Annotated in this window: 21 protein-coding genes; 13 read left to right on the top strand and 8 right to left on the bottom strand. The window is 66.5% G+C overall.

What is annotated here, in order from left to right:
- Positions 1–2: 2 nt before the first annotated feature.
- The 4 genes from LZ016_RS08380 to lysA form a co-directional block, all read right to left on the bottom strand.
- Complete coding sequence (locus LZ016_RS08380; RefSeq protein WP_241446932.1) at positions 3–1,433, bottom strand: efflux transporter outer membrane subunit; 1,431 nt, start codon at positions 1,431–1,433, stop codon at positions 3–5.
- Positions 1,430–4,618 carry a multidrug efflux RND transporter permease subunit gene (locus LZ016_RS08375; RefSeq protein ID WP_241446931.1) on the bottom strand — a complete coding sequence of 1,063 codons (3,189 nt, stop codon included), beginning with the start codon at positions 4,616–4,618 and terminating at the stop codon, positions 1,430–1,432. The genes LZ016_RS08380 and LZ016_RS08375 overlap by 4 nt, the downstream gene beginning before the upstream one ends.
- Positions 4,619–4,624: 6 nt before the next feature.
- Complete coding sequence (locus LZ016_RS08370) at positions 4,625–5,779, bottom strand: efflux RND transporter periplasmic adaptor subunit (RefSeq protein ID WP_241447493.1); 1,155 nt, start codon at positions 5,777–5,779, stop codon at positions 4,625–4,627.
- A gap of 275 nt (positions 5,780–6,054) precedes the next feature.
- Positions 6,055–7,326, bottom strand: coding sequence for a diaminopimelate decarboxylase (gene lysA, locus LZ016_RS08365; RefSeq protein ID WP_241446930.1), 1,272 nt, complete (start codon positions 7,324–7,326; stop codon positions 6,055–6,057).
- A gap of 125 nt (positions 7,327–7,451) precedes the next feature.
- Between lysA and LZ016_RS08360 the strand changes: the two genes are divergently transcribed.
- From LZ016_RS08360 to hisIE, 9 genes are all read left to right on the top strand, one after another.
- Positions 7,452–7,901: a type II 3-dehydroquinate dehydratase gene (locus tag LZ016_RS08360; RefSeq protein WP_241446929.1), complete on the top strand. Its 450-nt coding sequence runs from the start codon at positions 7,452–7,454 to the stop codon at positions 7,899–7,901.
- A gap of 93 nt (positions 7,902–7,994) precedes the next feature.
- Entirely contained in the window at positions 7,995–8,324 is a 330-nt protein-coding gene (locus tag LZ016_RS08355; RefSeq protein ID WP_241446928.1) for a YerC/YecD family TrpR-related protein, read from the top strand.
- Positions 8,314–9,204, top strand: a complete 891-nt coding sequence (hisG, locus tag LZ016_RS08350) for an ATP phosphoribosyltransferase (RefSeq protein ID WP_241446927.1) — start codon at positions 8,314–8,316, stop codon at positions 9,202–9,204. Before LZ016_RS08355 ends, hisG begins: the two co-directional genes overlap by 11 nt.
- Entirely contained in the window at positions 9,201–10,496 is a 1,296-nt protein-coding gene (hisD, locus tag LZ016_RS08345) for a histidinol dehydrogenase (RefSeq protein ID WP_241446926.1), read from the top strand. The genes hisG and hisD overlap by 4 nt, the downstream gene beginning before the upstream one ends.
- Positions 10,493–12,148 (top strand): histidinol-phosphate transaminase, encoded by a 1,656-nt coding sequence (gene hisC / locus LZ016_RS08340; protein WP_241446925.1) that lies wholly within the window; start codon positions 10,493–10,495, stop codon positions 12,146–12,148. Before hisD ends, hisC begins: the two co-directional genes overlap by 4 nt.
- The gene (gene hisH / locus LZ016_RS08335) at positions 12,145–12,723 is read left to right on the top strand and encodes an imidazole glycerol phosphate synthase subunit HisH (RefSeq protein ID WP_241446924.1); all 579 of its coding nucleotides are present in this window, start codon (positions 12,145–12,147) and stop codon (positions 12,721–12,723) included. The genes hisC and hisH overlap by 4 nt, the downstream gene beginning before the upstream one ends.
- Complete coding sequence (locus LZ016_RS08330; protein ID WP_241446923.1) at positions 12,720–13,439, top strand: 1-(5-phosphoribosyl)-5-[(5-phosphoribosylamino)methylideneamino]imidazole-4-carboxamide isomerase; 720 nt, start codon at positions 12,720–12,722, stop codon at positions 13,437–13,439. The genes hisH and LZ016_RS08330 overlap by 4 nt, the downstream gene beginning before the upstream one ends.
- Positions 13,426–14,190, top strand: a complete 765-nt coding sequence (gene hisF / locus LZ016_RS08325) for an imidazole glycerol phosphate synthase subunit HisF (protein WP_241446922.1) — start codon at positions 13,426–13,428, stop codon at positions 14,188–14,190. Before LZ016_RS08330 ends, hisF begins: the two co-directional genes overlap by 14 nt.
- Positions 14,166–14,825: a bifunctional phosphoribosyl-AMP cyclohydrolase/phosphoribosyl-ATP diphosphatase HisIE gene (gene hisIE / locus LZ016_RS08320; RefSeq protein WP_241446921.1), complete on the top strand. Its 660-nt coding sequence runs from the start codon at positions 14,166–14,168 to the stop codon at positions 14,823–14,825. Before hisF ends, hisIE begins: the two co-directional genes overlap by 25 nt.
- Here hisIE and LZ016_RS08315 read toward each other — a convergent pair.
- A complete protein-coding gene (locus tag LZ016_RS08315; protein ID WP_241446920.1) occupies positions 14,786–15,634 on the bottom strand; it encodes an inositol monophosphatase family protein in 849 nt (282 codons plus the stop codon). The genes hisIE and LZ016_RS08315 overlap by 40 nt on opposite strands.
- 205 nt (positions 15,635–15,839) lie before the next feature.
- Here LZ016_RS08315 and trpD point away from each other — a divergent pair, with 205 nt between their 5' ends.
- From trpD to trpA, 4 genes are read left to right on the top strand one after another with little or no spacing between them, the layout of a single operon-like run.
- Entirely contained in the window at positions 15,840–16,904 is a 1,065-nt protein-coding gene (trpD, locus tag LZ016_RS08310; protein WP_241446919.1) for an anthranilate phosphoribosyltransferase, read from the top strand.
- Positions 16,897–18,261, top strand: coding sequence for a bifunctional indole-3-glycerol-phosphate synthase TrpC/phosphoribosylanthranilate isomerase TrpF (trpCF, locus tag LZ016_RS08305; protein ID WP_241446918.1), 1,365 nt, complete (start codon positions 16,897–16,899; stop codon positions 18,259–18,261). Before trpD ends, trpCF begins: the two co-directional genes overlap by 8 nt.
- The gene (gene trpB, locus LZ016_RS08300) at positions 18,261–19,430 is read left to right on the top strand and encodes a tryptophan synthase subunit beta (protein WP_241446917.1); all 1,170 of its coding nucleotides are present in this window, start codon (positions 18,261–18,263) and stop codon (positions 19,428–19,430) included. Before trpCF ends, trpB begins: the two co-directional genes overlap by 1 nt.
- Positions 19,427–20,227 (top strand): tryptophan synthase subunit alpha, encoded by an 801-nt coding sequence (gene trpA, locus LZ016_RS08295; RefSeq protein WP_241446916.1) that lies wholly within the window; start codon positions 19,427–19,429, stop codon positions 20,225–20,227. Before trpB ends, trpA begins: the two co-directional genes overlap by 4 nt.
- Here trpA and LZ016_RS08290 read toward each other — a convergent pair.
- From LZ016_RS08290 to aroF, 3 genes are read right to left on the bottom strand one after another with little or no spacing between them, the layout of a single operon-like run.
- The gene (locus tag LZ016_RS08290; RefSeq protein ID WP_241446915.1) at positions 20,224–20,799 is read right to left on the bottom strand and encodes an anthranilate synthase component II; all 576 of its coding nucleotides are present in this window, start codon (positions 20,797–20,799) and stop codon (positions 20,224–20,226) included. The genes trpA and LZ016_RS08290 overlap by 4 nt on opposite strands.
- Positions 20,796–22,328 (bottom strand): anthranilate synthase component 1, encoded by a 1,533-nt coding sequence (locus LZ016_RS08285; protein ID WP_241446914.1) that lies wholly within the window; start codon positions 22,326–22,328, stop codon positions 20,796–20,798. The genes LZ016_RS08290 and LZ016_RS08285 overlap by 4 nt, the downstream gene beginning before the upstream one ends.
- Positions 22,325–23,341: a 3-deoxy-7-phosphoheptulonate synthase gene (gene aroF / locus LZ016_RS08280; RefSeq protein WP_241446913.1), complete on the bottom strand. Its 1,017-nt coding sequence runs from the start codon at positions 23,339–23,341 to the stop codon at positions 22,325–22,327. Before aroF ends, LZ016_RS08285 begins: the two co-directional genes overlap by 4 nt.
- Positions 23,342–23,363: the final 22 nt, after the last annotated feature.

Below are 23,363 nucleotides of genomic sequence, written 5' to 3'. Positions count from 1 at the left end.
TCCTAGCGCTGAGGCGTCGGCGCTCCGGTCGTCGGCGTCTCCACGGGGTAAAGTGAATCTCCGCCGAGCGTTTGATACAAATCTACGAGGTTCGACGCGGCTGTCCGCTGGGCGAGTACGTGCAACTGCTGCGCCGCGTAGTAGGACCGCTGGGAATCGAGCACGCTGAGGAAGGTGTCGACGCCGTTTCGATAGCGCGCTTCCGACAGCATGTAGTTGTCGCCTGAGGCCGCCTGCTGCCGCTGCCGTGCGGCGATCTCGTCCATCATGGTGCCGCGGCGGGCGAGCGCGTCGGCGACTTCCCGAAAGGCCGTTTGAACCGTGCGCTGATAAGTGGCGACCGCGGCCTCGCGCTGAGCCTCCGTCTGGCGAACCGTCGCTCGGCGAGCGCCGGCATCAAAGATCGTCTGTGTCGCGTCGGCGCCTGCGCTGAAGCCGAAAGCTCCGCCGCTGAACAGGCTGCCGAGCGCGGTGCTCGCAAGGCCGAGCAATCCCGTTAGCGTGATGCGCGGGAAGAGCGCCGCACGCGCGGCGCCGATCTGCGCATTGGCGGCGCGCAGCTGGTACTCCGCTTCGACCACGTCGGGCCGCCGCAACAGTACGTAGGAATCGATGCCGGCCGGAAGCTCGGCAATGGTCGGCGCGGCCTGGTCGATCGAGGCCGGTAGAAGCTTCGGATCGAACGGCGCGCCGACGAGCAGCTGCAGCAGGTTCACGTCCTGCGCGAGCGCCGTTCGCTGTTGTGCGACGTCGGCTTGGGCGGCGCTGAGAATCTGCTCGGCTTGGCGCAGGTCGGTCCGCGGCGCGACGCCGCCTTCCAGCCGCGCACGCGTCAGCCGCACGCTCTTCTGAGCGCTCGCGACCGTCTGCTGCGAGATAAGCAGCAGGCTGGCGTCCGCAGCATAGTTGAGCCACGCATCCGCGACGTTCGCGACGAGCGTCAGGCGCGTCGCGCGGGCACCGGCTTCGGTCGCGAGATAGCGGCTGAACTCGACGCTGGTCAGCGAACGGAGCCGTCCGAACAAGTCGACTTCCCAGCGCGGGACTGACAGGCCCAGATTATAGTTGGCGTTGATGTTCGAGCCGCCGCCCTCCGACCGCGATCCGGTAACGGTCGCGCCCGCGCCGCCGTCGACCTGCGGGAATTGCTGCGCCCGCTGAATACGGACCTGCTCTTGCGCCGCGGCGATGTTCGCAGCGGCGATGCGCAGGTCGCGATTGTTCGCCAGAGCCTGCTCGATCAGCGATTGCAGCCGGGCGTCGCGGAATATCTGCTGGTAGGTGACGGCGGGGAGCGTCGCTTCGGATTGCCGCAAATACGGGTCGCCCGCCGGCCAGCTTGCCGGGATCGACGGATTCGGACGAACATATGCCGGCTCCATCGACGCACAGGACGTCGCGAGCAGTGCGACGAGAGCAGTCACGTGCTTCATGCCTGGGCCCCCCGCCGCTTCCGCATCCGCTCGCGCACGGTGATCAGGCCGTCTCGAACGCTCCGGCGAACCAGTACGAAGAAGAAGGGAATGTAAAAGACGGCGAGGATAGTCGCGGTCAGCATGCCGCCGACAACTGCGGTGCCGATAGCTGCGCGGCTGTTCGCGCCGGCGCCGGTCGCCAGCGCCAGCGGAAGCACGCCGAAGATGAAGGCGAAGCTGGTCATCAGGATCGGCCGCAGCCGGATACGCGCCGCTTCGATCGCCGCGTCGATGACGCGCTTGCCCTCGCGCTCGGCACGCTCGGCGAACTCGACCATCAGGATGGCGTTCTTCGCGGACAGGCCCATGGTCGTGATGAGTCCCACCTGCAGGTAGACGTCATTCTCCATGCCCCGCAGCGTGACTGCGAAGATGGACCCGACGAGGCCGAGCGGAATGACGAGCAGCACGGCGACCGGAATCGACCAGCTCTCGTACAGAGCGGCGAGGCAGAGGAAGACGACGAGCAGCGCGACGCCGTAGAGGATCGGCGCCTGACCCGACGAGAGCCGCTCCTGGTACGACTGGCCGGCCCAGGCGACGTCGATTCCGGGGATCTTCGCTGCGATTTCCTCGATCCGCTCCATCGCCTGTCCCGAGCTCACGCCCGGAGCGCCCTGGCCCTGGATCTCGTACGACGGGTAGCCAAGGAAGCGCGACGCGCTGGTGGGTGTCGTCATCCACGAGGTCTGCGAGAAGGCCGAGAACGGCACCATTCCGCCCGTGTTGTTCCGCACGAACCATTGGTCGATGTCGCCGGGAGCCGCGCGATAAGCCGCGTCGCCCTGCACATAGACTCGCTTCACGCGCCCGCGATCGATGAAGTCGTTGACGTACCTACCGCCCCACGCCGTCGACAGCGTGCTGTTCACGTCCGCGGAATTGAGGCCGAGCGCGGACAGCCTCTCCTGGTCGAAGTCCACCTTCAGGCTCGCGACGTCCGGCAATTCGCTCTGGCGAACCGAGGTCAGCGTGTTGTCCGTCGCGGCCTGCGCGAGAAGCTGGTCTCGTGCCGCCTGGAACTCTTCCTCGCCCATGCCGCCGGTGTTCAGCAGCTCCATGGTGAAGCCGGTCGACTGGCCGAGGCCGCGGATCGCGCCGGGCACGAGCGCGAAGACCTGCGCGTCGCGGAGGTTGCGGAAGGCTCCCGACGCCCGCTGCACGATGCCGTCGGCCGAATTTTCCTTGCCCGAACGCTCGTCCCAATCGGCGAGATTGATGAAGGCTTGGCCGCTGTTCTGCCCCGCCGCGCCCTGGCCGCCGCCGGCTACAGTGAAGTAGGTCTTCACATTCTTCCTTTCGGGCCCGCGCAGAAAGTAATCCTCGACGGCCAGCTGCACCTCGCGGGTGCGTGTCATGGTCGCGCCTGCCGGAAGACGAAACTGGACGAGCGCCGCGCCTTGGTCTTCTGTCGGCAGGAAGCCCGTCGGAAGCCTCACGAACAGCAAAGCGAGGATGATGCAGACGAGGCCGTAGACGCCGAGGACAATCCACTTGCGGTCGACAAGCCGTTGAACGGTCCCGACGTACCAGTGGACTAGTCGGTCGAACCCCTCGTTGAACTTCACGCGTCCGCGCTCGACCGTATGCGCTACGCGCGGCGCGGACCGTCCAAGCCATGTCTCTTCCACCGTGGCGTGATTGCGCTTCAGAAGGTTCGCCGCGATCGCCGGGCTAAGCGTGAGCGCGATGAAGACGGACAGCGCCATCGCGGACACGATGGTCGCCGAGAACTGGCGGTAGATGACGCCCGTTGATCCGCCGAAGAAGACCATTGGCAGGAACACTGCGGACAGCACCAGCGCGATGGCGACCAGCGCCATCTGAATCTGGTTCATGGACTCGATCGTCGCTTCACGCGGCGACATGTCCGGATTCTCGTGCATGAGCCGCTCGACATTCTCGACGACTACGATGGCGTCGTCGACGAGAAGGCCGGTCGCCAGAACCAGCCCGAACAGTGTCATCGTGTTGATCGAGAATCCGAGCACGTAGAGGATCGCGAACGTGCCGAGCAGGACCACCGGCACCGCGATGAACGGGATCAGGGTTGCCCGCCAGCTCTGCAGGAAGACGAACATCACGATCACCACCAGGATGATCGCCTCGAACAAGGTCTTCACCACTTCCTTCACCGACAGCTTGATGAAGTTGGTCGTGTCGTTCGCGTACGCGTAGTGGAAGCCTTCGGGCATGCGCGGCGCGAGCTGCTCGACCTTGGCCTTCACCAGCTCCGCGGTGCGCAGCGCATTGGCTCCGGGCTCCAGGCTGATGCCGATACCGGCGCCCGGGTGGCCGTTCGCGCGGATCAGCGCGGAATAGTTCTCCGCGCCAAGCTCGACCCGCCCGATATCGGCAAGTCGAACGCGCGCGCCGGAGGGGTCCGACTTCACGATGATTTCGCGGAATTGCTCGGGCGTCTGCAAGCGCGACTGCGCCGTCACCGTCGCATTGATCATCTGGCCCTCGGGCTGCGGCAATCCGCCGATCTCGCCCGCCGCGACTTCCGTGTTCTGGTTCTGAATGGCCGTGATTACGTCGCCGGGCATCAAGTGGAAACTCGCCAGCTTCTGCGGGTCGAGCCAGATGCGCATCGCGTAGGACGATCCGAACACGTTGACGTCGCCGACGCCGGGGACGCGCGACAGCTCGTCCTGCATGTTCGTCGTCAGCCAGTCGGAAACGTCGAAGTTCGTGCTCTTGTCGGTCTCGTCATAGATGCCGACGATCAGCAGCAGGTCGGGCGCACCCTTGGTGACCGTGACGCCCTGCTGCTGCACCTGCTGCGGCAGCCGCGAGATAGCCTGCTGGATCTTATTCTGGACCTGAACCTGCGCGATGTCCGGGTCGATGCCCTTCTGGAACGTCGCGGAGATGTTCACCTGTCCGCGCGCGGTCGATGACGACTGGAAGTAGAGCAGGCCGTCGATGCCCGTCAGCTGCCGCTCGAGCACCTGCGTGACGCTGGATTCGAGGGTCGCGGCCGATGCGCCGGGGTAGGTGGCTCGGACGTTGATCTGGGTCGGTGCGACATCCGGATATTGAGCGACGGGCAGGGCCGTGATCGCCCCAATCCCCATCAGCATGATGATGATCGCGATCACCCAAGCGAAGATTGGGCGCTCGATGAAGATGCGCGACATAAAGGGTTACGGCCGCCGCGCTGCCGGATTGCTGTTCGCGCCGGCCGGCGGAGCCTGCAGCTTCTGTGGTGCGGTGGCGGGCACGGGCTTGATCGGCGCACCGTCCTTGAGGTTCGCGATGCCCTGCGTGATGACCTTTTCGCCCGCCGCCAGCCCCTGGGTGACGACCCAATATTCTCCGGTCGTGCGCTCGGCGACCACGGTGCGCTGCACGGCGCGATTGCCCGGACCAACGACCCATACCGTGGCATTGCCCTTCGGATCGCGGGACACGGCGGACTGCGGTACTAGGAAAGCCGAAACGTCCACCGCCTGCGCGAACTCGGCGGTCACGAACATGCCGGGGAGAAGGATCGACTGCGGGTTGGGAAAGCGCGCGCGAATGGTGACGCTTCCGGTGCCCTGGTCGACGATCACCTGGCTGAATTCGACTGATCCGGTGTAGCCGTAATCGGATCCGCCGGGCAGCTTGAGACGGACCTGTGCGGTGCGCGGCTCGACGCCGGCGCGAGCCAGCGCTTCGCGTAGCGCGATGAGGTCTGCGGCGGACTCCTGGATGTCGACGAAGACCGGATCGAGCCGGGTAATGGTCGTCAGCGGCTCGGCCTGGTTGGCGGTGACGAGCGCGCCTTCCGTGAAGTTCGACAGGCCGATGCGGCCCGAGATCGGCGCCGGAACCCGGGTGTACTTGAGGTTGATCTCAGCGGTGCGCTGCGCCGCGCGATTCTGGGCGACGGTGGCCTCGGCCTGGCGCGCCTGCGCAAGCGCGTCGGTGTAATCCTGCTTCGACACCGCTTCCATCTCGGCGAGGGGCTTGTAGCGGGAAGCGCGGGTTCGGGCTGCTTCGGCGGTAGCGCGCGCGGCCTGGACGTTCGCAGCGGCCTGAGCCGCCGAAGCCTGATAGAGGCTCGGGTCGATCTGATAGAGCGTCTGCCCTTGCTTCACGACCGAACCTTCGCGGAACAGCCTGCGAAGGATGACGCCGGAAACCTGAGGGCGGACTTCCGAGACCTGGAAGGCGGATACGCGCGCGGGGAGCGTCTGCTGAAGCGGAGCGCTGCCCGGCTGAATGACGACATAGCCGACCTTGATCGGTCCCTGGGGACCCCGGCCCCCTGCGCCGCCTGCCTTTTCGTCACTGCTGCCGCAGCTCGCCAGCATGAGTGCGGCGGCGATTGCGACGATGCTTCCGGCCTTCGGCGGCACGAAAGAATTCCCCTGGCGTGCGCGGCTGCGCGCCTGATTGTCTTTTCGAGTCATGCGGACGCGGGGCTCTGGGCAGATTTAACCTGAGTTGCAAGCAGGGTTAGGTCCCTTCGTTCGACGGATGGCCTATCAGTTTCGACAAACAACTAATCGAAACGCGGACCTGGAAAAATCCAACGCAAATCTAACGCCGATTGTTACAAGGCGATGATCTTCGTCTGGGTTCCTCTCTACGCTGTGGCTTTCAACCAGTCGGGAATGCGGTCCGCAGCGATGAGGGATTCAATGCCGACCCGCGGGCGGATGATCGCCCAGCTTGACCCGTCGACGAGCACCTCTGGCGTCAGCGGCCGGGAGTTGTAGGTGCTCGACATGGCCGCGGCGTAGGCGCCTGCCGTCTTGAAGGCGACGAGATCGCCGGCTGATGTGCGGTCCATCTTCCGGGCGGTGGCGAACGTATCGCCGGTCTCGCAGACGGGCCCGACCACGTTCGCGGTCCATTGTTCGCCGGTCGGGCGCACGGCGTCGATCTTGTGCCACGCGTCGTAAAGCGCCGGCCGCATGAGATCGTTCATGGCCGCGTCCACGATGACGAACGGATGCGCGGCGCCGGGCTTCACGCGGACCACCCGCGACAGGAGGACGCCGGCATTGCCCACGATGAGCCGGCCGGGCTCGAACAGCAGCCGTACGTCCCAATCGCGCGTGATGCGGCGGACCATCTCTCCATAGTCTTCCGGCGACGGCGGGTGCGGCAGATCGGGATTATACGGAACGCCCAGACCGCCGCCGAGATCGGCCACGCGGATGTCGCGGCCTTCGGAACGCAGCTTGGCGATCAGCTCGCCGACCTTGGTGAACGCCTGTTCGAGCGGCGCAAGGTTTGTGAGCTGGCTGCCGATGTGCACCGCGACGCCCTGGATCGACAGGCCGGGCAGGGCCGAGGCGTGAGCGTAGGCGGCCGGCGCATCGTCGATGGCGATTCCGAACTTGCTCTCCGCAACGCCGGTCGTGATCTTCGCGTGCGTGTCGGCGGCGACGTCCGGGTTCACGCGGAACGCGACGGGTGCACGGACGCCCGTCGACGTCGCGACGCTCGAGAGCGTGTCTGCCTCGTCGAGCGATTCTAGATTGAACTGGAAGACGCCGACCTCGAGCGCGTACCGCATCTCCGCTTCCGTCTTGCCGACGCCGGAAAACACGATCTTCTCGGCAGGGATACCCGCCGCGAGCGACCGCTGTATCTCTCCTCCGGAGACGACATCCGCGCCCAGCCCGAGCTGCGCGAGAGTCGCCAGCACTGCTGCGTTGGGATTGGCCTTCACCGCATAGGCGATCAGCGGATTCGGTATCCCATGGAGCGCCGATTGGAGCACTTCCACGTGGCGGACGAGCGTGGCCGTGGAATAGATATAGGCCGGCGTTTCGACGGCTTCCGCGATCTCTGCGAGCGGCACGTCTTCGCAGTAGAGCTCGCCGTTTCGCAGCTGGAAATGGTCCATCCGAACGCCAAACGCATGCTTGCGTTTGGGATGCAAGCGAATCGCTGCACCGCAGCATGGATTGCCAAGTGGAATCGGATACCCGACACTGTTCGGGATCCAATTCGACGGAAACGAGGGCGAGAGTGGCGGAGAACAAAGGCGGGCAAGCGATTCACGTTCTGAACGGCCCGAACCTGAACCTGCTCGGCGAGCGGGAGCCGGAGATCTACGGCACGGCGACGCTCGCCGACGTCGAGGCCCTCTGCCGCGAAGCCGCCGAAGGCGCGGGCATCGGGCTGACCTTCAGCCAGACCAACAGCGAGGCGGAACTGATCGGGCAGATCCAGGCTGCCCGCAAATCCGCAGGCATCGTCATCAATCCGGCGGGCTGCTCCTACTCTGTGCCCGTCCTCGATGCTCTGAAAGCCTGCACCGCACCGGTCGTCGAGGTGCACATCAGCAATATTCACGCGCGTGCCGAATCCTGGCGGGCGGAGACGCTGACCACCTCTGCGGCCGTGGGCGTCATCTCCGGGCTCGGGGTCGAAGGATACCGGTACGCGGTCCGTTTCCTCTGCGACCGCAACAGCTAGCCGCGCCACCCATCGCTGACGCAGCGGGGTCGTGGTTGACTCCTCCGTTTCGTGCGCTATCAGCGTTCCACTATATTAACACGTTGGAACAAAATGGCCGTAACGACGACAGCATTGGCGCCCACCAAGGACGTGGAGAAGCTGACGGATCAGCTGTGCGATGCGCTGCTGACGCCGCGGACTCGCGAAGAGATGGGACGGCTGCTGCGGGACCTGTGCACGCCGTCGGAGCTTCGCGCGCTGGCGGAACGCTGGCACGTCGCGCGCCTGCTCGACGGCACCGACCTTTCCTATCGGGATATCCACGATGGGACCGGCGTCAGCACGACGACGATCGTGCGGGTCGGGCGTTTCCTGCGGCAGGAGCCGCATCAGGGCTATCGCAGCGCCATCGATGCTTTGGGCAAGTCCAATGCTCGTTGATCGCAGCCGTCTCCACATCGCGCTCCAGAGATCGGGCCGCCTGTCCGACCTCAGCCGCGACCTGCTCCGGGAGTCGGGCCTGCGCATCGAAGCCGGGAAGAACAGCCTCAGCGCGAGGGCGGCGAACTTCCCCGCGGACCTGATGTTCGTGCGCGACGACGACATCCCGACCTTCGTCAGCGACGGCGCCTGCGAGCTCGGCATCGTCGGCCAGAACGTGCTCGAGGAATTCGCCCTTGGCTCCAACGAGCGGGGGTTCGACGTGCTGGCGGAACTCGGGTTCGGGCAGTGCAGCCTGCGCATCGCCGCGCCGGAGCGCCTTCCGTACGAGGGCGTCCAATCGCTCTCGGGCCAGCGCATCGCGACCTCCTATCCGCGCCTCCTTCGCCGCTTCCTCGACGAGCGGAAGGTCGACGCCGAGGTGGTGCAGATGAAAGGCGCCGTGGAGCTGGCTCCCCGCCTAGAGATCGCGCCTTATATTTGCGACCTCGTGTCGACCGGCGCGACCCTGGAGGCCAATGGCCTCCGCCCGGTCGAGACTGTCCTGAACAGCCAGGCGGTGCTGATCCGCACGCGCAAGCCGCTCGACGAGGAGCGCGAGGCGATTGCCGGTCAGCTCCTGAGCCGCATCGACGGCGTGCTGGCGACCAAGGAATCCAAATACATCATGCTCAACGCGAGCGAGGAGGCGCTGGAGCGCATCACCTCGCTTCTGCCCGGGGCGGAGGCGCCGACGATCCTGCCGCTGCATGGCCGGCCCGGTCACTTTGCGGTGCACGCGGTGTGCCAGGAATCGGTCTTCTGGGAGACGCTCCAGAAGCTGAAGGGCGCAGGGGCCTCAGCCATTCTCGTCGTGCCGATCGAAAAGATGATGCTGTGAAGCGGCTCGTCTGGAAGGACCTGGACGCGGACGGGCGTAGCGAAGCGCTTGCGCGGCCGTTGCAGCGCGTTGACGAGCAGCTGCAGGCGAAGGTCCGCTCAATCGTGGAGGAAGTGCGCACGCGCAGCTGGGCGGGCCTCGCCGAGATTGCCTTCGAGCTGGACGGCGAGGAGCCCCGCGAAGTCGAAGTCGCTCCGCTCGCGGAAGCCGCCCGCCAGCGTCTCTCCCCCGAACAAGTCGAGGCCATGGAATTCGCGGCCGAGCGCATCCGCGGTTTCCACGAGGCAAGCCTCCCGAAAGATTTCTCACTGGAGACGGTTCCCGGATTGACGGTGACGAAGACCTGGCGGGCGATCGATCGCGTCGGTCTCTATATTCCGGGCGGAAGGACTCCGCTCTTCTCATCGCTCCTGATGCTCGCAATTCCTGCGCGCGCCGCCGGCGTTCGCGAGATCGTGGCGGTCACCCCGCCACGACCGGAGGGCGGGCTCGATGACCTAATCGCCCTCGCGGCGGATTTGTCGGGCATTCGGCGGATCTGGACGGTCGGCGGCGCGCAGGCGATTGCTGCGCTGGCCTACGGTGCGGGCGGTATCAAGAAGATCGACAAGATCTGCGGTCCCGGCAACGCCTGGGTCGCCGAGGCCAAGCGCCTCGTCTCGGGTGAGGTCGGCGGCCCGGCAATCGACATGCCTGCCGGACCAAGTGAACTATTGGTGATCGCGGACGACAGCTCGGACGCCCAACTCGTAGCCGCCGATCTGCTGAGTCAGGCCGAGCATGATGCCAGCGCTCAGGTCTTGCTGGTCAGCTGCTCGTCGGCGCTGGCCGACACGGTTTCAACGATCGTCGAGGACCGAGCGCGTTCGTTGCCTCGCCGTGACATCACCGAGGCTTCGCTCAAGCGATCCCGGATCATCGAAGTGGCTGACCTCGACCAAGCCGTGGAAGTCGCCAACGCCTACGCGCCCGAACACCTGTCGCTCGCCGTCGAGCCTAGCGCAGCCCTCATCGCCGGCATTCGCAATGCCGGAGCAGTCTTCGCAGGTCCCTTCGCCGCCGAGACCTTCGGCGACTATCTCGCCGGCTCGAGCCACGTCCTTCCGACAGACGGCGCGGCGCGCGCTTGGGGAGGCGTCTCCGTCTACACGTTCCTCAAGGCGATGAGCGTCCAGACCGTGACTGCGGACGCCGCGAGCAAGATTGCGCGCCCTGCCGCCGTGCTGGCGCGCATGGAAGCGCTGGAAGCCCATGCACGGGCCGCCGACGCGCGGCTGCAGGTGGCGGCATGACTTCGCTCGCCGAACGCCTCGCCCGTCCCGAAGTGCTCGCTCTCGAGCCGTTCGACATCGCGGCCAACAATGCGCTGGCGAATCCGAACGCCATCCGTCTCGACGCGAACGAGAACCCCTTTCCGCCGCTCGTCGAGGGACCGCTCGCGGCCAGCGTCAACCGCTATCCCGAGCCGCAGCCGTCGAAGCTGAAGGCAGCGCTGGCTGCGCTCTACGGCGTCCAACCCGCAAATCTCGTCATCACGCGCGGTGCCGACGACGCGATCGACATACTCATCCGCTCCTACTGCCGGCCGGGCACGGACGCCGTCGCCATCTGCACGCCGAGTTTCTCTGCCTATGCGCACTTCGTCCGGCTTCAGGGCGCGCGCCTGGTCGAGGCGAAGCTGACGAACGGCTTCGACTTCGATGCCGATGCCTTTCTGGCCGCGGTGGGAGAGGAGCAGAACCTCAGGCTCGCCTTCATCTGCACGCCGAACAACCCGACCGGGAACGAGGTCGATCCCGCCGCGATCCTGAAAATCGCCGACGCGCTTCCAAACACGATCATCGTCGCGGACGAGGCCTATCTCGACTTCTCGACCACGCCGAGTCTCGCGACAGAGGCCACTCGTCGGCCCAATCTCGTCGTCCTGAAGACCCTGTCGAAGGCCTTTGGCCTGGCGGGTGCGCGCGTGGGCTGCGCAATCGGCGAGCCCGGCCTCATCGAAATCGCAGCCCGCGCCCTGCCGCCCTATCCGATGCCCAGCCTCTCCGTGGACGCCGCCATGGCGGCGCTCTCACCCTCGCGTCGTTCGGTTCATGAGGAGCGCATCGAGCGGCTGAAAGCCGATCGCGACCGGCTTGCGGAGGCGCTCCAAAGCTCGCCCATCGTGCGCCGGGTGCATGGCAGTGGCGGCAACTTCCTCTTCCTGGAAGTCGACGACGCCCCGGCGCTGGCGGCGAGGCTTCGCGCGCTCGGTATCCGCGTCCGCTTTCGCCCTAATGCTGCGCCAGGCGGCGTTCGCATCACCATCGGTGCGGATGCGGAGAATGATGCGCTCCTCAGCGCATTCGGCGTGAACCTGGAGGCCTCCGCATCGCGCCGTGCGGAAGTCGTTCGCGACACCAAGGAAACGGAAATCGCCGTCGCGGTGGACCTCGACCGCGCCGCTCCGCGCAAGATCGACACGGGCGTTCCGTTCTACGATCACATGCTGGACCAGGTCGCCGCCCATGGCGGATTCAGCCTCGTCCTCGATTGCGACGGCGACACGGAAATCGATGCCCACCACAGCATCGAGGATTGCGCCATCGCCCTCGGAACGGCGCTCTCCCAAGCGCTCGGGGACAAGCGCGGCATCCGTCGCTTCGGCTTCACTTTGCCGATGGACGAAGCGGAGGCCCAGGTCCTCATCGACCTGTCAGGACGCCCTTATTGCCGCTTCGAGGGCGAGTTCGCCCAGCCAAGCATCGGCGATTATCCGACGCAGATGACGCGCCACGTCTTCCGCTCGCTTGCGGACAGCATGGGCGCCGCGATCCACGTCAAGGTCGACGGCGAGAACGACCACCACAAGACCGAAGCCTGCTTCAAGGCGTTCGGCCGTGCGCTGCGCGACGCCATTCGCCGTGAGGGCGATGCGCTGCCCAGCACCAAGGGCGTGTTGTGAAACTGGCCATCGTCGATCTGGCGTACGGAAACATCGGTTCGATCCAGCTGGCCTTCGAGAGGCTCGGCGTGTCGCCGATGGTCACCGCTGACGCCGGGGAGATCGCGGGCGCCGACCGCGTGGTTCTTCCCGGCGTAGGTGCGGCGGGTCATGCGATGGAGCGGCTTGCGGAACGCGGCCTTCGCGATTGCTTGCGCTCGCTGGAACAGCCTGCGCTCGGGATATGCCTCGGCATGCAATTGCTGTTCGACCGCAGCGCGGAAGCCGAGACCGAATGCCTCGGCATCATCCCCGGCAGGGTCCGGCAGCTTCGGCCCGCACCGGGCATGCCCGTGCCGCACATGGGTTGGAGCAAGGTCAAGGTGACCGATCCGGACTTGGGAGTCGACAGCGGGGACTACGTCTATTTCGCTCATGGCTATGCGTGCGAGGACGGTCCGGCGACAGTCGCCACCGCTGATTACGGGACCAGGATTCCGGCCGTGGTCCGGCAGGGCAATTGGCTCGGCGCGCAGTTTCACCCCGAGCGCTCCGGGGTCGTCGGATCGCGGTTTCTTCAGGCGTTCGTCGCATGATCATCTATCCCGCGATGGACCTGATCGGTGGCCGCGCAGTGCGCCTTCAGCAGGGGCGCTTCGACGAGGTCACCGCGTATCCGACCGAGCCGCTAGAGGCGTTGCGGAGCTTTGCCGCCGCCGGTGCCGAGTGGGCGCACGTCGTCGATCTTGATGGAGCGAAGGCCGGGCAGCCGGTGCAACACGACGTCATTGCGGAGCTCGCGCGCTCCGCGCCGCTGAGGCTGCAGGTTGCCGGTGGCTACCGCGAGCGCGACCAGCTTGCGCGCATGTTCGACGCTGGTGTCTCCCGGATCGTGGTCGGGAGCCTTGCGGTGAAGCGTCCGGACGTGGTTCGTGCCTGGATCGACGACTTTAGCGCCAATCGCATCGTGCTTTCGCTTGACGTACGCCTTGTCAAAGGAACGCCGCTTGTGGCCGTCGCAGGCTGGACCGAGGACACCGGTCAGAGCCTCTGGGACGTCGCCGCACTCTACCCGGATGTGCGGCACCTCCTCGTGACCGACATCGGCCGGGACGGCATGCTCCAGGGCCCGAACGTCGACCTGTACGAAGAGATTGGACGGCGTTTGCCGCAGCTGGCGGTGCAAGCGTCAGGCGGGGTTTCGTCGCTGAGCGACCTGGAGCGGCTCAACACCGACGGCGCGATCATCGGCAAGGCGCTGTGGGAAGGCCGCATCGCGCTCGAGGAGGCTCTCGGCCTTGCCCGCGCGTAGGATCATCCCCTGCCTCGACGTGAAGGACGGCCGCGTAGTCAAAGGCGTAAAGTTCCGCGACCACCGCGACGCCGGCGACATTGTCGAGCAGGCGCTGCGCTACCGTGAGGAAGGCGCGGACGAGCTCGTCTTCTACGACATCAGCGCGAGTGCGGAGGGCCGCTCGCTGTCGAGCGAGTGGGTTCACCGCATCGCGGCGGTGATCGACATTCCCTTCGCCGTCGCGGGCGGTTTGCGCAGCCGTGACGAGGCTTCCGCGTGGCTCGCCGCGGGCGCGGACAAGGTGTCAATCAATTCGCCCGCGCTGGAGCGGCCCGAGCTAATCGACGAACTCGCCAGCGCCTTCGGGAGCCAGTGTGTCGTGATCGGCGTCGACACCTACTCGCGCGATGGCGATTACTTCGTCCAGCAATATACTGGCCGCCCGGACCGCAGCCGCGACACCGGGCGTCGCACGCTCGACTGGCTGCGCGAGGCGGTCGACCGCGGCGCTGGCGAGATCGTGCTCAACTGCATGCGCAACGACGGCGTCCGGACTGGCTACGACATCGCGCACACGAAAGAGGTAGTCGACGCCGTCACCGTGCCGGTGATCGCATCGGGCGGCGCGGGTGCGCCCGAACATTTCCGTGAGGCATTCGATGCTGGCGCCAGCGGCGCGCTCGCCGCGACCGTCTTCCACGACCGGCTGATCGCCATCCCCGAGCTGAAGGAGTTCCTCGCGACATGCGGGATCGAAGTGCGCCGCTGACCGAGGCCGACGTCGCCTCCCTCGACTGGGAGAAGATGGACGGGCTGCTGCCTGCACTGGTCCAGGACCGCCGGACCGGCCAAGTGCTGATGCTCGGCTATATGAACTCCGAAGCGCTGGCGGGTACGCTCGGAACGGGCCTTGCGACCTTCTACAGCCGCTCCAAAGAGAGGCTGTGGCAAAAGGGGGAGACGAGCGGCAACCGTCTCAAGGTGCACGGGGTCTTCGCCGATTGCGACGACGATTCTTTGCTGGTGCTGGCCGATCCGGAGGGACCGACTTGCCATCTCGGCACGCAAAGCTGTTTCGGCGCCGAACCGACGGGGCCAGGCTGGCTGTCGGAACTGTCCGACATCATCAGCGAGCGGGCAGCTTTGGGCGACGCAAGCAGCTACACGCGGAAGCTCCTCGACGAGGGGCCGGAGCGCATCGGCAAGAAGATCGGCGAGGAAGGCGTGGAAGTGGCCCTCGCCGGCGTCGGGCGCGACGCTAAGGGCTGCGTCGAGGAGGTCGCCGACCTGCTCTACCACGTCGCCGTCCTGATGGAGGCGCGCGGCTTCAGTTGGGACGACGTTGTCGCCTTATTGAGGGCGCGTCACGCGAAGGCTTCGAAGGACCGGACGGCGACTTCGTAGAGCTCACGGCTTGCCGCCGCGATGACCTTGCCGCGCGCGAAATCGCCGCCGCCGCGCCAGTCACCGATGACCCCGCCGGCGCCGCGAACGACCGGGATCAGCGCGTTGTAATCGTGCGGCTTGAGGTCGCTCTCGACAACGAGATCGATCGAGCCGGCCGCAAGCCGTGCGTAGGCGTAGCCGTCGTGCCCGTATCGCGTGACGCGGACGGCCCGGCGAACCGTGTCGAAGGCTTCCGCCGACCCGCCGTCGAAGAGGAAGGGGTCCGTCGTCGACAGTCGCGCGTCGGTGAGGTCTATGCAGCCGCTCGTGCGGATAGGCGTTCGCCCTCCGCCGGAGATCAGCCATGCCTCTGCGCCGTGACCGACGACGAGTTCGTCCAGGCACGGTGCGTCGATCAGTCCAAGAACAGGCCGCCCGTCGTGCAATAGCCCCGCGAGGGTCACCCAATTTGGAAGGCGGCAGATGAAGGACCGAGTCCCATCCACGGGATCCAGCGACCAGCCGAAGGGACCGTTCGCTGGCTGATCTGGCCATTCCTCCCCGGTCACGCCATGGTCGGGATAGCGGCTCCGGATGAGGTCGCGCATGACCCGCTCCGCCTCGCGGTCGGCGTCGGTCACCGGATCGTAGGCGTCGTTGCCCTTGTCGTCGGCCGCGACCGTCGCGGTCCAGCGATGGAGCGTTTCCCCACGCGCTGCGGCCGCGAGCTCTTCGGCAAAGGCCATCAGGTCGGCGGGGACGTCCATCGGCCCGCGATGGGCAACGCCGCCCAAAGGGTCAAGCTGGGCGGTGGATTGCCTTGACATAAGGGATCCCAAACGCGAGGAATAGCGCGTGACCTTCGTACGCGCCCTCACTGAAAATCAGCAGCAGGCTGGGACCTGGTGGCGCGACACGATTCTTGCGGCGCGATGGCGCGGCTGGTGAGCTGACACCGGGAAACCGACCAACTTCCAACCGACCATCGACCCGCCACCGGCGGGTTTTTTATTGCCATTCGCGAGGATCACCATGCTTCAGCCTCAAGACGTCACACCGGTACGCCACCCCGTTGCCGACACCGGGCCCGTGCCCAATCCGCTTCCGCGCCTGCTCGACGGCGAAGACCTCCTGCTCGAACAGGCGGAGCATCTTTTCGAACGCCTCGTGCTCGGCAAGCTGGAGCCGGCGGAAATCGCCGCGACGCTCGTCGCACTCCGGATGAAGGGCGAGACCGCCGAGGAAATGATCGGCGCCGCGCGCGGCCTGTTCGCGGCGGCGCAGCCGTTCGAGCGGCCCGACTATCTGTTCGCCGACTGTTGCGGGACGGGAGGCGACTCGTCCGGATCGATCAACATTTCGACGGCCGTCGCGTTCGTCGCGGCCGCAGCCGGGCTGCCTGTCGCCAAGCACGGCAATCGAAGCGTCAGCTCGCGCTGCGGATCGGCGGATGTGCTGGAAGCCCTCGGCGCGCGCATCGACGTCGGTCCGGCAAAGGCGCGGGAGCTGCTCGACAAGACCGGCTTCTGCTTCCTGTTCGCGCCCGCCTATCACCCAGGGATGAAGCATGCGGCGCTCGTCCGCCGGCAGCTTTCGGTGCGGACGGTGATGAATTTGCTCGGGCCCTGCATCAATCCCGCGCGGCCGCCGGTTCAGCTGTTGGGCGTGGCCGACCCGCGCATGCTGCGGAGGATTGCGCAGACGCTCGATGCGATGGGCGTGGAGGAGGCGCTCGTGGTTCACGGATCGGGTCTGGACGAAGTGGCGCTTCATGGCGAAACGCGCGCGGTGCGCCTCTCCAACCACGAGCTGACGGAAGAAACCATCACGCCCGAAGATGCGGGTCTGGAGCGTGCGCCGCTGCAGGTCGTGACCGGCGGGGACGTTGCGGAGAACGCTGCCCGCTTTCGAGCGCTCATGGACGGCGCTGGCGCGGAGTCGGAGCAGGACATGGTGATCCTCAACGCCGCCGCCTTGCTGCAAACGGCCCGAAAGGCCGCGAGCCTTCGCGAAGGAGCTGAGCAGGCTCGTCAAGCTCTCGCCTCTGGCAAGGCCGGCAAGCTTCTCGATGCCTACGTCGAGGCGAGCAATGGCTGAAGGCGTTCTTGCCGAAATCGCCGAGCGCAAGCGACGCGATGTTGCCGATCGCCTGGCGGGCACGAGCTTCGACCCGGAGCCGACCCGGCGCAGCCTGCGCGAGGCGCTGGCGAAGCCCGGCGCACGTTTCATCATGGAGGTGAAGAAGGCGTCTCCCTCGGGCCATCGTAGCAGCTTCAGCGTCGAGCAGGCGGTCGCCGCCTACGCGCCGGTCGCCGATGCGATCAGCGTCCTCACCGACACACCCTATTTCAGCGGCTCCCTGGACGACTTGCGGACAGTGCGCGGACGGTTCGACGGACCGATCCTCGCGAAGGACTTCATCGTCGATCCGCGGCAGGTCGCCGAAGCGCGCCTGCACGGCGCAGACGCGGCGCTGGTGATCATGGCCATGCTCGATGACGCGGCAGCAGCGGCGGTCATGGCCGAAGCTCACCGCCTCGCCATGGACGTCATCGTCGAAGTGCACGACGAGCTTGAGTTGCACCGGGCGCTGGCCCTCGGCGCGCAAATCATCGGCATCAACAACCGCGACCTGCGCACGCTGAAGACCGACCTCGCGGTGACGGAGCGGCTAGTGACCGGAGTGCCCGACGACAGGCTGGTGATCAGCGAGTCCGGCGTCCGCGACCGGCGCGACGTCGAGCGGCTCGCCAAGAACGTCGACGCGTTCCTCGTCGGCTCCTCGCTCATGGCCTCGTCGGACGTGGCGCACGCCGCCCGTGCGCTGGTCTACGGCAACATCAAGATTTGCGGCCTGACGAGCGAGGACGATGCGTCGATGGCGGCGGGCAAGGCGACGCATGCCGGCCTCATCTTCGCCGACGCCAGCCCTCGTGAGGTCACCGATCGAGCGGACGTGATCGCAAATGCGGCGCGAAGCGCAGGGGCCAAGCCGATCGGCGTCTTTCAGGATCAGGACTTCGACTTCGTCGCTGGAATGGCCAACGAGATCGGCCTCGCCGCAGTGCAACTTCACGGCGAAGAGTCCGACCTGCACCAATTGCGCGAAAAGCTTCCTGAGGATTGCGAGATTTGGGCTGTGAGCGCGGTGACGAACGAGGTTTCGCCCGAACGGCCGGGCGCGGACCGAATCCTCTACGACACGAAGGCGAATGGGCGCACCGGAGGTACGGGACAGATGTTCGATTGGAGTCTTCTCGCCGGTCGCCCCGAACTGCCGGACGCGTTCATCGCTGGCGGCATTGGCCCAGCTAACGCGCGGGATGCGCAGGCTGTCGGCGCCTATGGGATCGACGTCTGTTCCGGTGTCGAGGCTTCCCCTGGGCGTAAGGATCCAGAGAAAGTCGCGGCGCTCTTCGAGGCCGCGCGCCCGGCCTGCCGGAGGACTGCCTGATGCGCCAGGATGGCCGCTTTGGCCGCTTCGGCGGCTGCTTCGTTCCTGAAATTCTCGTACCCGCGCTCGAACAGCTCGAGGCAGCGTTCCTCGATGCGGAAGGCGACGCGGCGTTTCGCGCCGAGCTCGACGAGCTTCTCGCCAATTATGCCGGGCGGCCAACGCCCCTGACGCTGTGCCGCAACCTCGGCGGCAAGGCGCGCATCTATCTCAAGCGCGAGGATCTGCTCCACGGCGGCGCCCACAAGACCAACCAGGTGCTCGGGCAGGCACTGCTTGCACGCCGCATGGGCAAGCGCCGCCTGATCGCGGAGACCGGTGCCGGCCAGCATGGCGTGGCGACTGCGATCGTCGGTGCGCTCTTCGGCTTCGAGACGGTCGTCTACATGGGCGCCGAGGACGTCGAGCGGCAGAGGCTCAATGTCTTCCGGATGGAGCTGATGGGGGCGAAGGTCGTACCCGTCGAAAGCGGCGGCCGGACGCTCAAGGACGCCATCAACGAAGCGCTGCGCGACTGGAGCGCGAGCTTCGAGAACACGCACTATCTGCTCGGCACCGCCGCCGGGCCGCACCCGTTCCCCACCATGGTTCGCGAGTTTCAGCGCGTGATCGGCAAGGAAGCGCGGGCGCAGTTTCTCGATGCCGAAGGGCGCCTGCCGGATGCCGTGCTCGCCTGCGTGGGGGGCGGATCCAACGCGATCGGGATGTTCGCTGACTTCGTTCCGGACGAGGGCGTGAAGCTCATCGGCGTCGAGGCGGCGGGGAAGGGGCTCAACGGCCAAGAGCATGGCGCCACCATACAGCGCGGGACGCACGGTATCCTGCACGGCGCCGAGACTCTGGTGCTCCAGAACGAGGACGGCCAGGTGAACGACACCTGGTCGGTCTCCGCGGGCCTCGATTACCCCGCGGTGGGACCCGAGCACGCGCACCTCAGCGACATCGGCCGTGCCGATTATGTTGGGAGCACCGACGAGGAAGCGCTCGACGCTTTCGTGAAGTTGGCGCGGGGCGAGGGGATCATCGCCGCGTTCGAATCCTGCCACGCACTCGCGCGGGCGCTGAAGATGGCCGAGGCGGGCGAAGCCGAGGTGCTGGTGGTCAACCTGTCGGGCCGCGGCGACAAGGATGTGGCCCAGGCCCAAGCCCTGCTCGGAGCGGTGGCATGAGCCGCTACGCCACGATGTTCGAACGGTTGGGAGCGCGCGGCGAGGCGGCGTTCGGTGGCTTCCTGATGCTCGGTGATCCCGATCTCGAAACGTGCGCGAAGCTGCTCGACGCGCTGGTCGAGGGCGGAGCGGATATGGTCGAGGTCGGCATTCCCTTCTCCGATCCCGTAGCCGACGGACCCGTCATCCAGGCCGCGGCCGTTCGCGCGCTCGAAGCAGGAACGCGCGTCGACGACTGCTTTCGCCTGCTGACCGAGTTCCGTTCACGCCATGCGGACGTGCCGGTCGGCATCCTAACGTACGCGAACCTTGTCGCTGCGCGCGGACGCGAGCGCTTCTTTGCGGACGCCGCGGCCGCGGGCGTCGACAGCCTGCTCATCGCCGACGTGCCCTCGCTCGAGGCGCAGCCCTATGCCGACACGGCGCGCGAAGTCGGTATCAACCTGGTGATGATCGCGGCGCCGAACACCCCCGGGCAAACGCTGACCCGCATCGCGCGTCTTTGCTCCGGTTACACTTATTGCGTGGCTCGGGCGGGCGTCACCGGCGAGCGGCAGGAGCTGGCGCTGGACCACGATCAGCTGTTTTCCACGCTCCGCAGCATCGGCGCTCCACCGGCCGTGCTCGGCTTCGGCATCTCGACCCCCGAACATGTGCGCAGCGCAGTCGCAAGTGGCGCGGCGGGCGTTATCAGCGGTTCGGCCATCGTCCGCCTCGGCCTTGAGCAAGGGCCGGGGGCGGTGCGCCAATTCGTCGCCGAGATGAAGGCGGCAACGCGCCCGACCGTCTCCGCCTAAACTAGGCTCTTTAGTACGTTCGCTAGGATCCGCTGCCCCGCCGGAGTCAGCACGGACTCCGGATGGAACTGCACGCCGACCTGCTTCGCTTCCGCGTCGCTGATCGCCATCGCCATGTCGCCTATCGACGCGTGCACCTTGAAGCGCGCGGGTGGGTTGGGAGTGCACAGCGAATGGTAGCGACCGATCTTGAGCGGGTTGGGCACGCCTTCGAACGGCCCGCTTCCGTCATGCTCCAGCACGGACGCCTTGCCGTGGACCGCGTTCGGCGCGCGAACGACCTCGCCCCCTGCCTCGAGCACGATCGCCTGCTGCCCCAGGCATACGCCGAACAGCGGCGCCTTGCTCTTCGCGAGCGCGATCAGCTGCATGCAGCAACCGGCATCTTCCGGACGTCCTGGACCGGGTGAAATCAGGATCAGCGCGTTCGATTGAAGCGCCATGTCGAGTGCATCCGCGGCAGCGATCTCGTTGCGCACCGTGCGCACCGTCGCGCCGAGCCGTTCGAGCGCTTCGACGATGTTGAACGTGAAGCTGTCGTGATTGTCGACCATCAGGACGTTGCGGCTCATCGGCCCTGCTCCCCGGCGATGGCGGACAGGACCGCCGACGCCTTCCTTCTCGTTTCGTCCGCTTCGGCCATGGGATCGGAATCGTGGACGACGCCCGCACCCGCGCGAACGTAGGCGGTGCCGTCCTTCACCAGCGCCGATCGGATCACGATCCCGGTGTCCATCGATCCTTCGCCATTCAGCCAGCCGATCGTTCCGCCATACGGCCCGCGCCGAGTGCGTTCGTAGCGGCGGAGCAGCTGCGTCGCGCGCAGCTTCGGAGCACCGGACAGCGTTCCCGGATTGAGGCACGCCTGCAGCGCGTGAACCGCGTCATAAGCCTCCGCGAGGACGCCCTTCACGGAGCTGACGAGGTGCATGACCCGAGCGTATTTCTCGAGCGTCATCAGCTGCGCGACATGGCGCGTGCCCGGCTCGCTGATCCGTGCGACGTCGTTGCGTGCCAGGTCGACGAGCATCATGTGCTCGGCCGCTTCCTTCTCGTCGAGGCGCAGGTCCGCCTCCATCCGGTCGTCCTGGTCGCCGTCGCTTCCGCGCGGCCGCGTCCCGGCGATCGGCTTCACTTCGAGGATCGGCTTGCCCCCATCGCGCGTGACGCGGACGGAGGTTTCGGGCGATGCGCCGAAGAGGGCGAAGTCACCGCCCGAGACGAAGAACATGTACGGGCTGCGGTCGATTGCACGCACCCGAGCAAACGCCGACAGCGGGTCCGGGCACGCTGCGCTGAACGTGCGGGACGCGACGATCTGATACACGTCACCCGCCAGGATATGCTCCTTGAGCTGCGACACTGCCGACGCGAAGGCTCCGTCGTCGAGGTCGACTGCGACATCGACGGGCTTGCCGGGCTCCGCATGCAATGCGTGCACGTCGGATGCGCGGAACGACAGGTCGCCGAGGCGCTCGATGGCGCTGTTCTGCGCGCGCTTCTGCTGTTCCGCATCGCCGAGGCCGAAGGACGTGCAGACCAGGCGCGGCGTGAGGCGCGGATCGCTGACCACGGCCGATTCCGCCAGCCAGAAGACGAAATCGGGGAAGCGGGTCCGGTCCTCGGCATAAGGAGGAAGCTCTTCGAAAAGCTCGACATGATCGAAGGCGATCACCCCGACGAGGCAGACGGTCATCGCTTCTTCGGGCGTCTCGTTCACGAAACCGGTGCTGATCGCGCGAAGGACATCGAAGGGCGAGGGCGCGACTAGCCGCTTCTCCGCATCCACTTCCTCGGAACGCGGGTAGTAGAGCGTAAGGCGATCGTCGGCGCTCGAGGTGACGCGGTCGGCCAGGTTGGACCGCACGAATTCGAGCACGGGCTGTCCGCCGACGCCGAGCGCTTCGAGAACGACTTCACCGCTCCGGCATTCGATCCGCACCGCGGCGCGGTCTAGAATGATGCTCTTTCCCGCAGTCGTTTCGAGCATCATGGTGTCACGCCGCCGGCCCTGATCGCTCAGCTGCGCGTACAGCGCGAGCAGGTCGACCGGGCTCGACAGGCGACGAGTGATCGCCCGCGCAGTGCCGTTGACGTTCACGCCAGCTCCCGGCCCACGGCGGCGAGCACCGGCTGGAGACCGGCCATCAGCGCTTCGAATTGATGCGGATAAAGCGACTGTGCGCCATCGGACCATGCCTCGACGGGATTCTCGTGAACCTCGACCAGCAGGCCGTCCGCACCGCACGCCGCAGCTGCCAGCGACATCGGAACGACGAGGTCGCGCACGCCAGTGCCGTGCGACGGATCGACGACGACGGGCAGGTGCGTCTTCTGTTTCATGTAGGCGACCGCGTTGAGGTCGAGCGTGTTGCGCGTGACGGTTTCGAACGTTCGGATGCCGCGCTCGCACAAGATGACCTGCTCATTGCCAGCCGCGAGGAGATATTCGGCGGCGAGCAGCAGGTCCTCGACCTTCGCCGCCAGCCCGCGCTTGAGAAGCACCGGCTTGCGCACCTTCCCGAGGGCTTTCAGCAGCGAGAAGTTCTGCATGTTGCGCGCGCCGACCTGCAGCATGTCGGCACTTTCGGCGACCGCATCGACGTCCGCCGTGTCCATCACTTCGGTGACGACCGGAAGGCCGAGCTCATCGCCAATCTTGCGCAGGGTCGCGAGGCCTTCGGGACCGTGGCCCTGGAACGAGTAGGGGCTGCTGCGCGGCTTGTAGGCGCCGGCGCGGATGGCGATCGCTCCGGCGGACGCGACCGCCTTCGCGCTGTCGCGCAGGCGCTCCTCCGTCTCCACGGCGCAGGGCCCGGCGATGACGGCAAAACCGCCCCCCCCGATGTTGGCCTTGCCGAAGCGCACGACCGTGTCGTGCGGATGCATCTCACGGCTGACCAGCTTGTAGGGCGACAGGATGGGCTTCAGCGATTCCACCATCGGGTGGCCGTCGAGACCGAGTTCCGAGAGCACGCGCTCGTCGCCGAGGGCGCCGAGGACAACGCGCTCGCTGCCGGGCATGTAGAGCGGCTTGAGGCCCTTCTCCTCGATGCGCGCGAGGATCTCCTGGGCGATTTCCTCGGTGGCTTCACGCTTGAGAACGATGATCATTTTCGAATTCCATGTGCTGAGG

Source organism: Sphingomonas telluris, from assembly GCF_022568775.1.
In the GTDB taxonomy this organism is placed as follows: Bacteria; Pseudomonadota; Alphaproteobacteria; order Sphingomonadales; family Sphingomonadaceae; genus Sphingomicrobium; species Sphingomicrobium telluris.
Note: the sequence above shows the minus strand (reverse complement) of the source record. Positions and strands in the feature narration are given on the sequence as shown.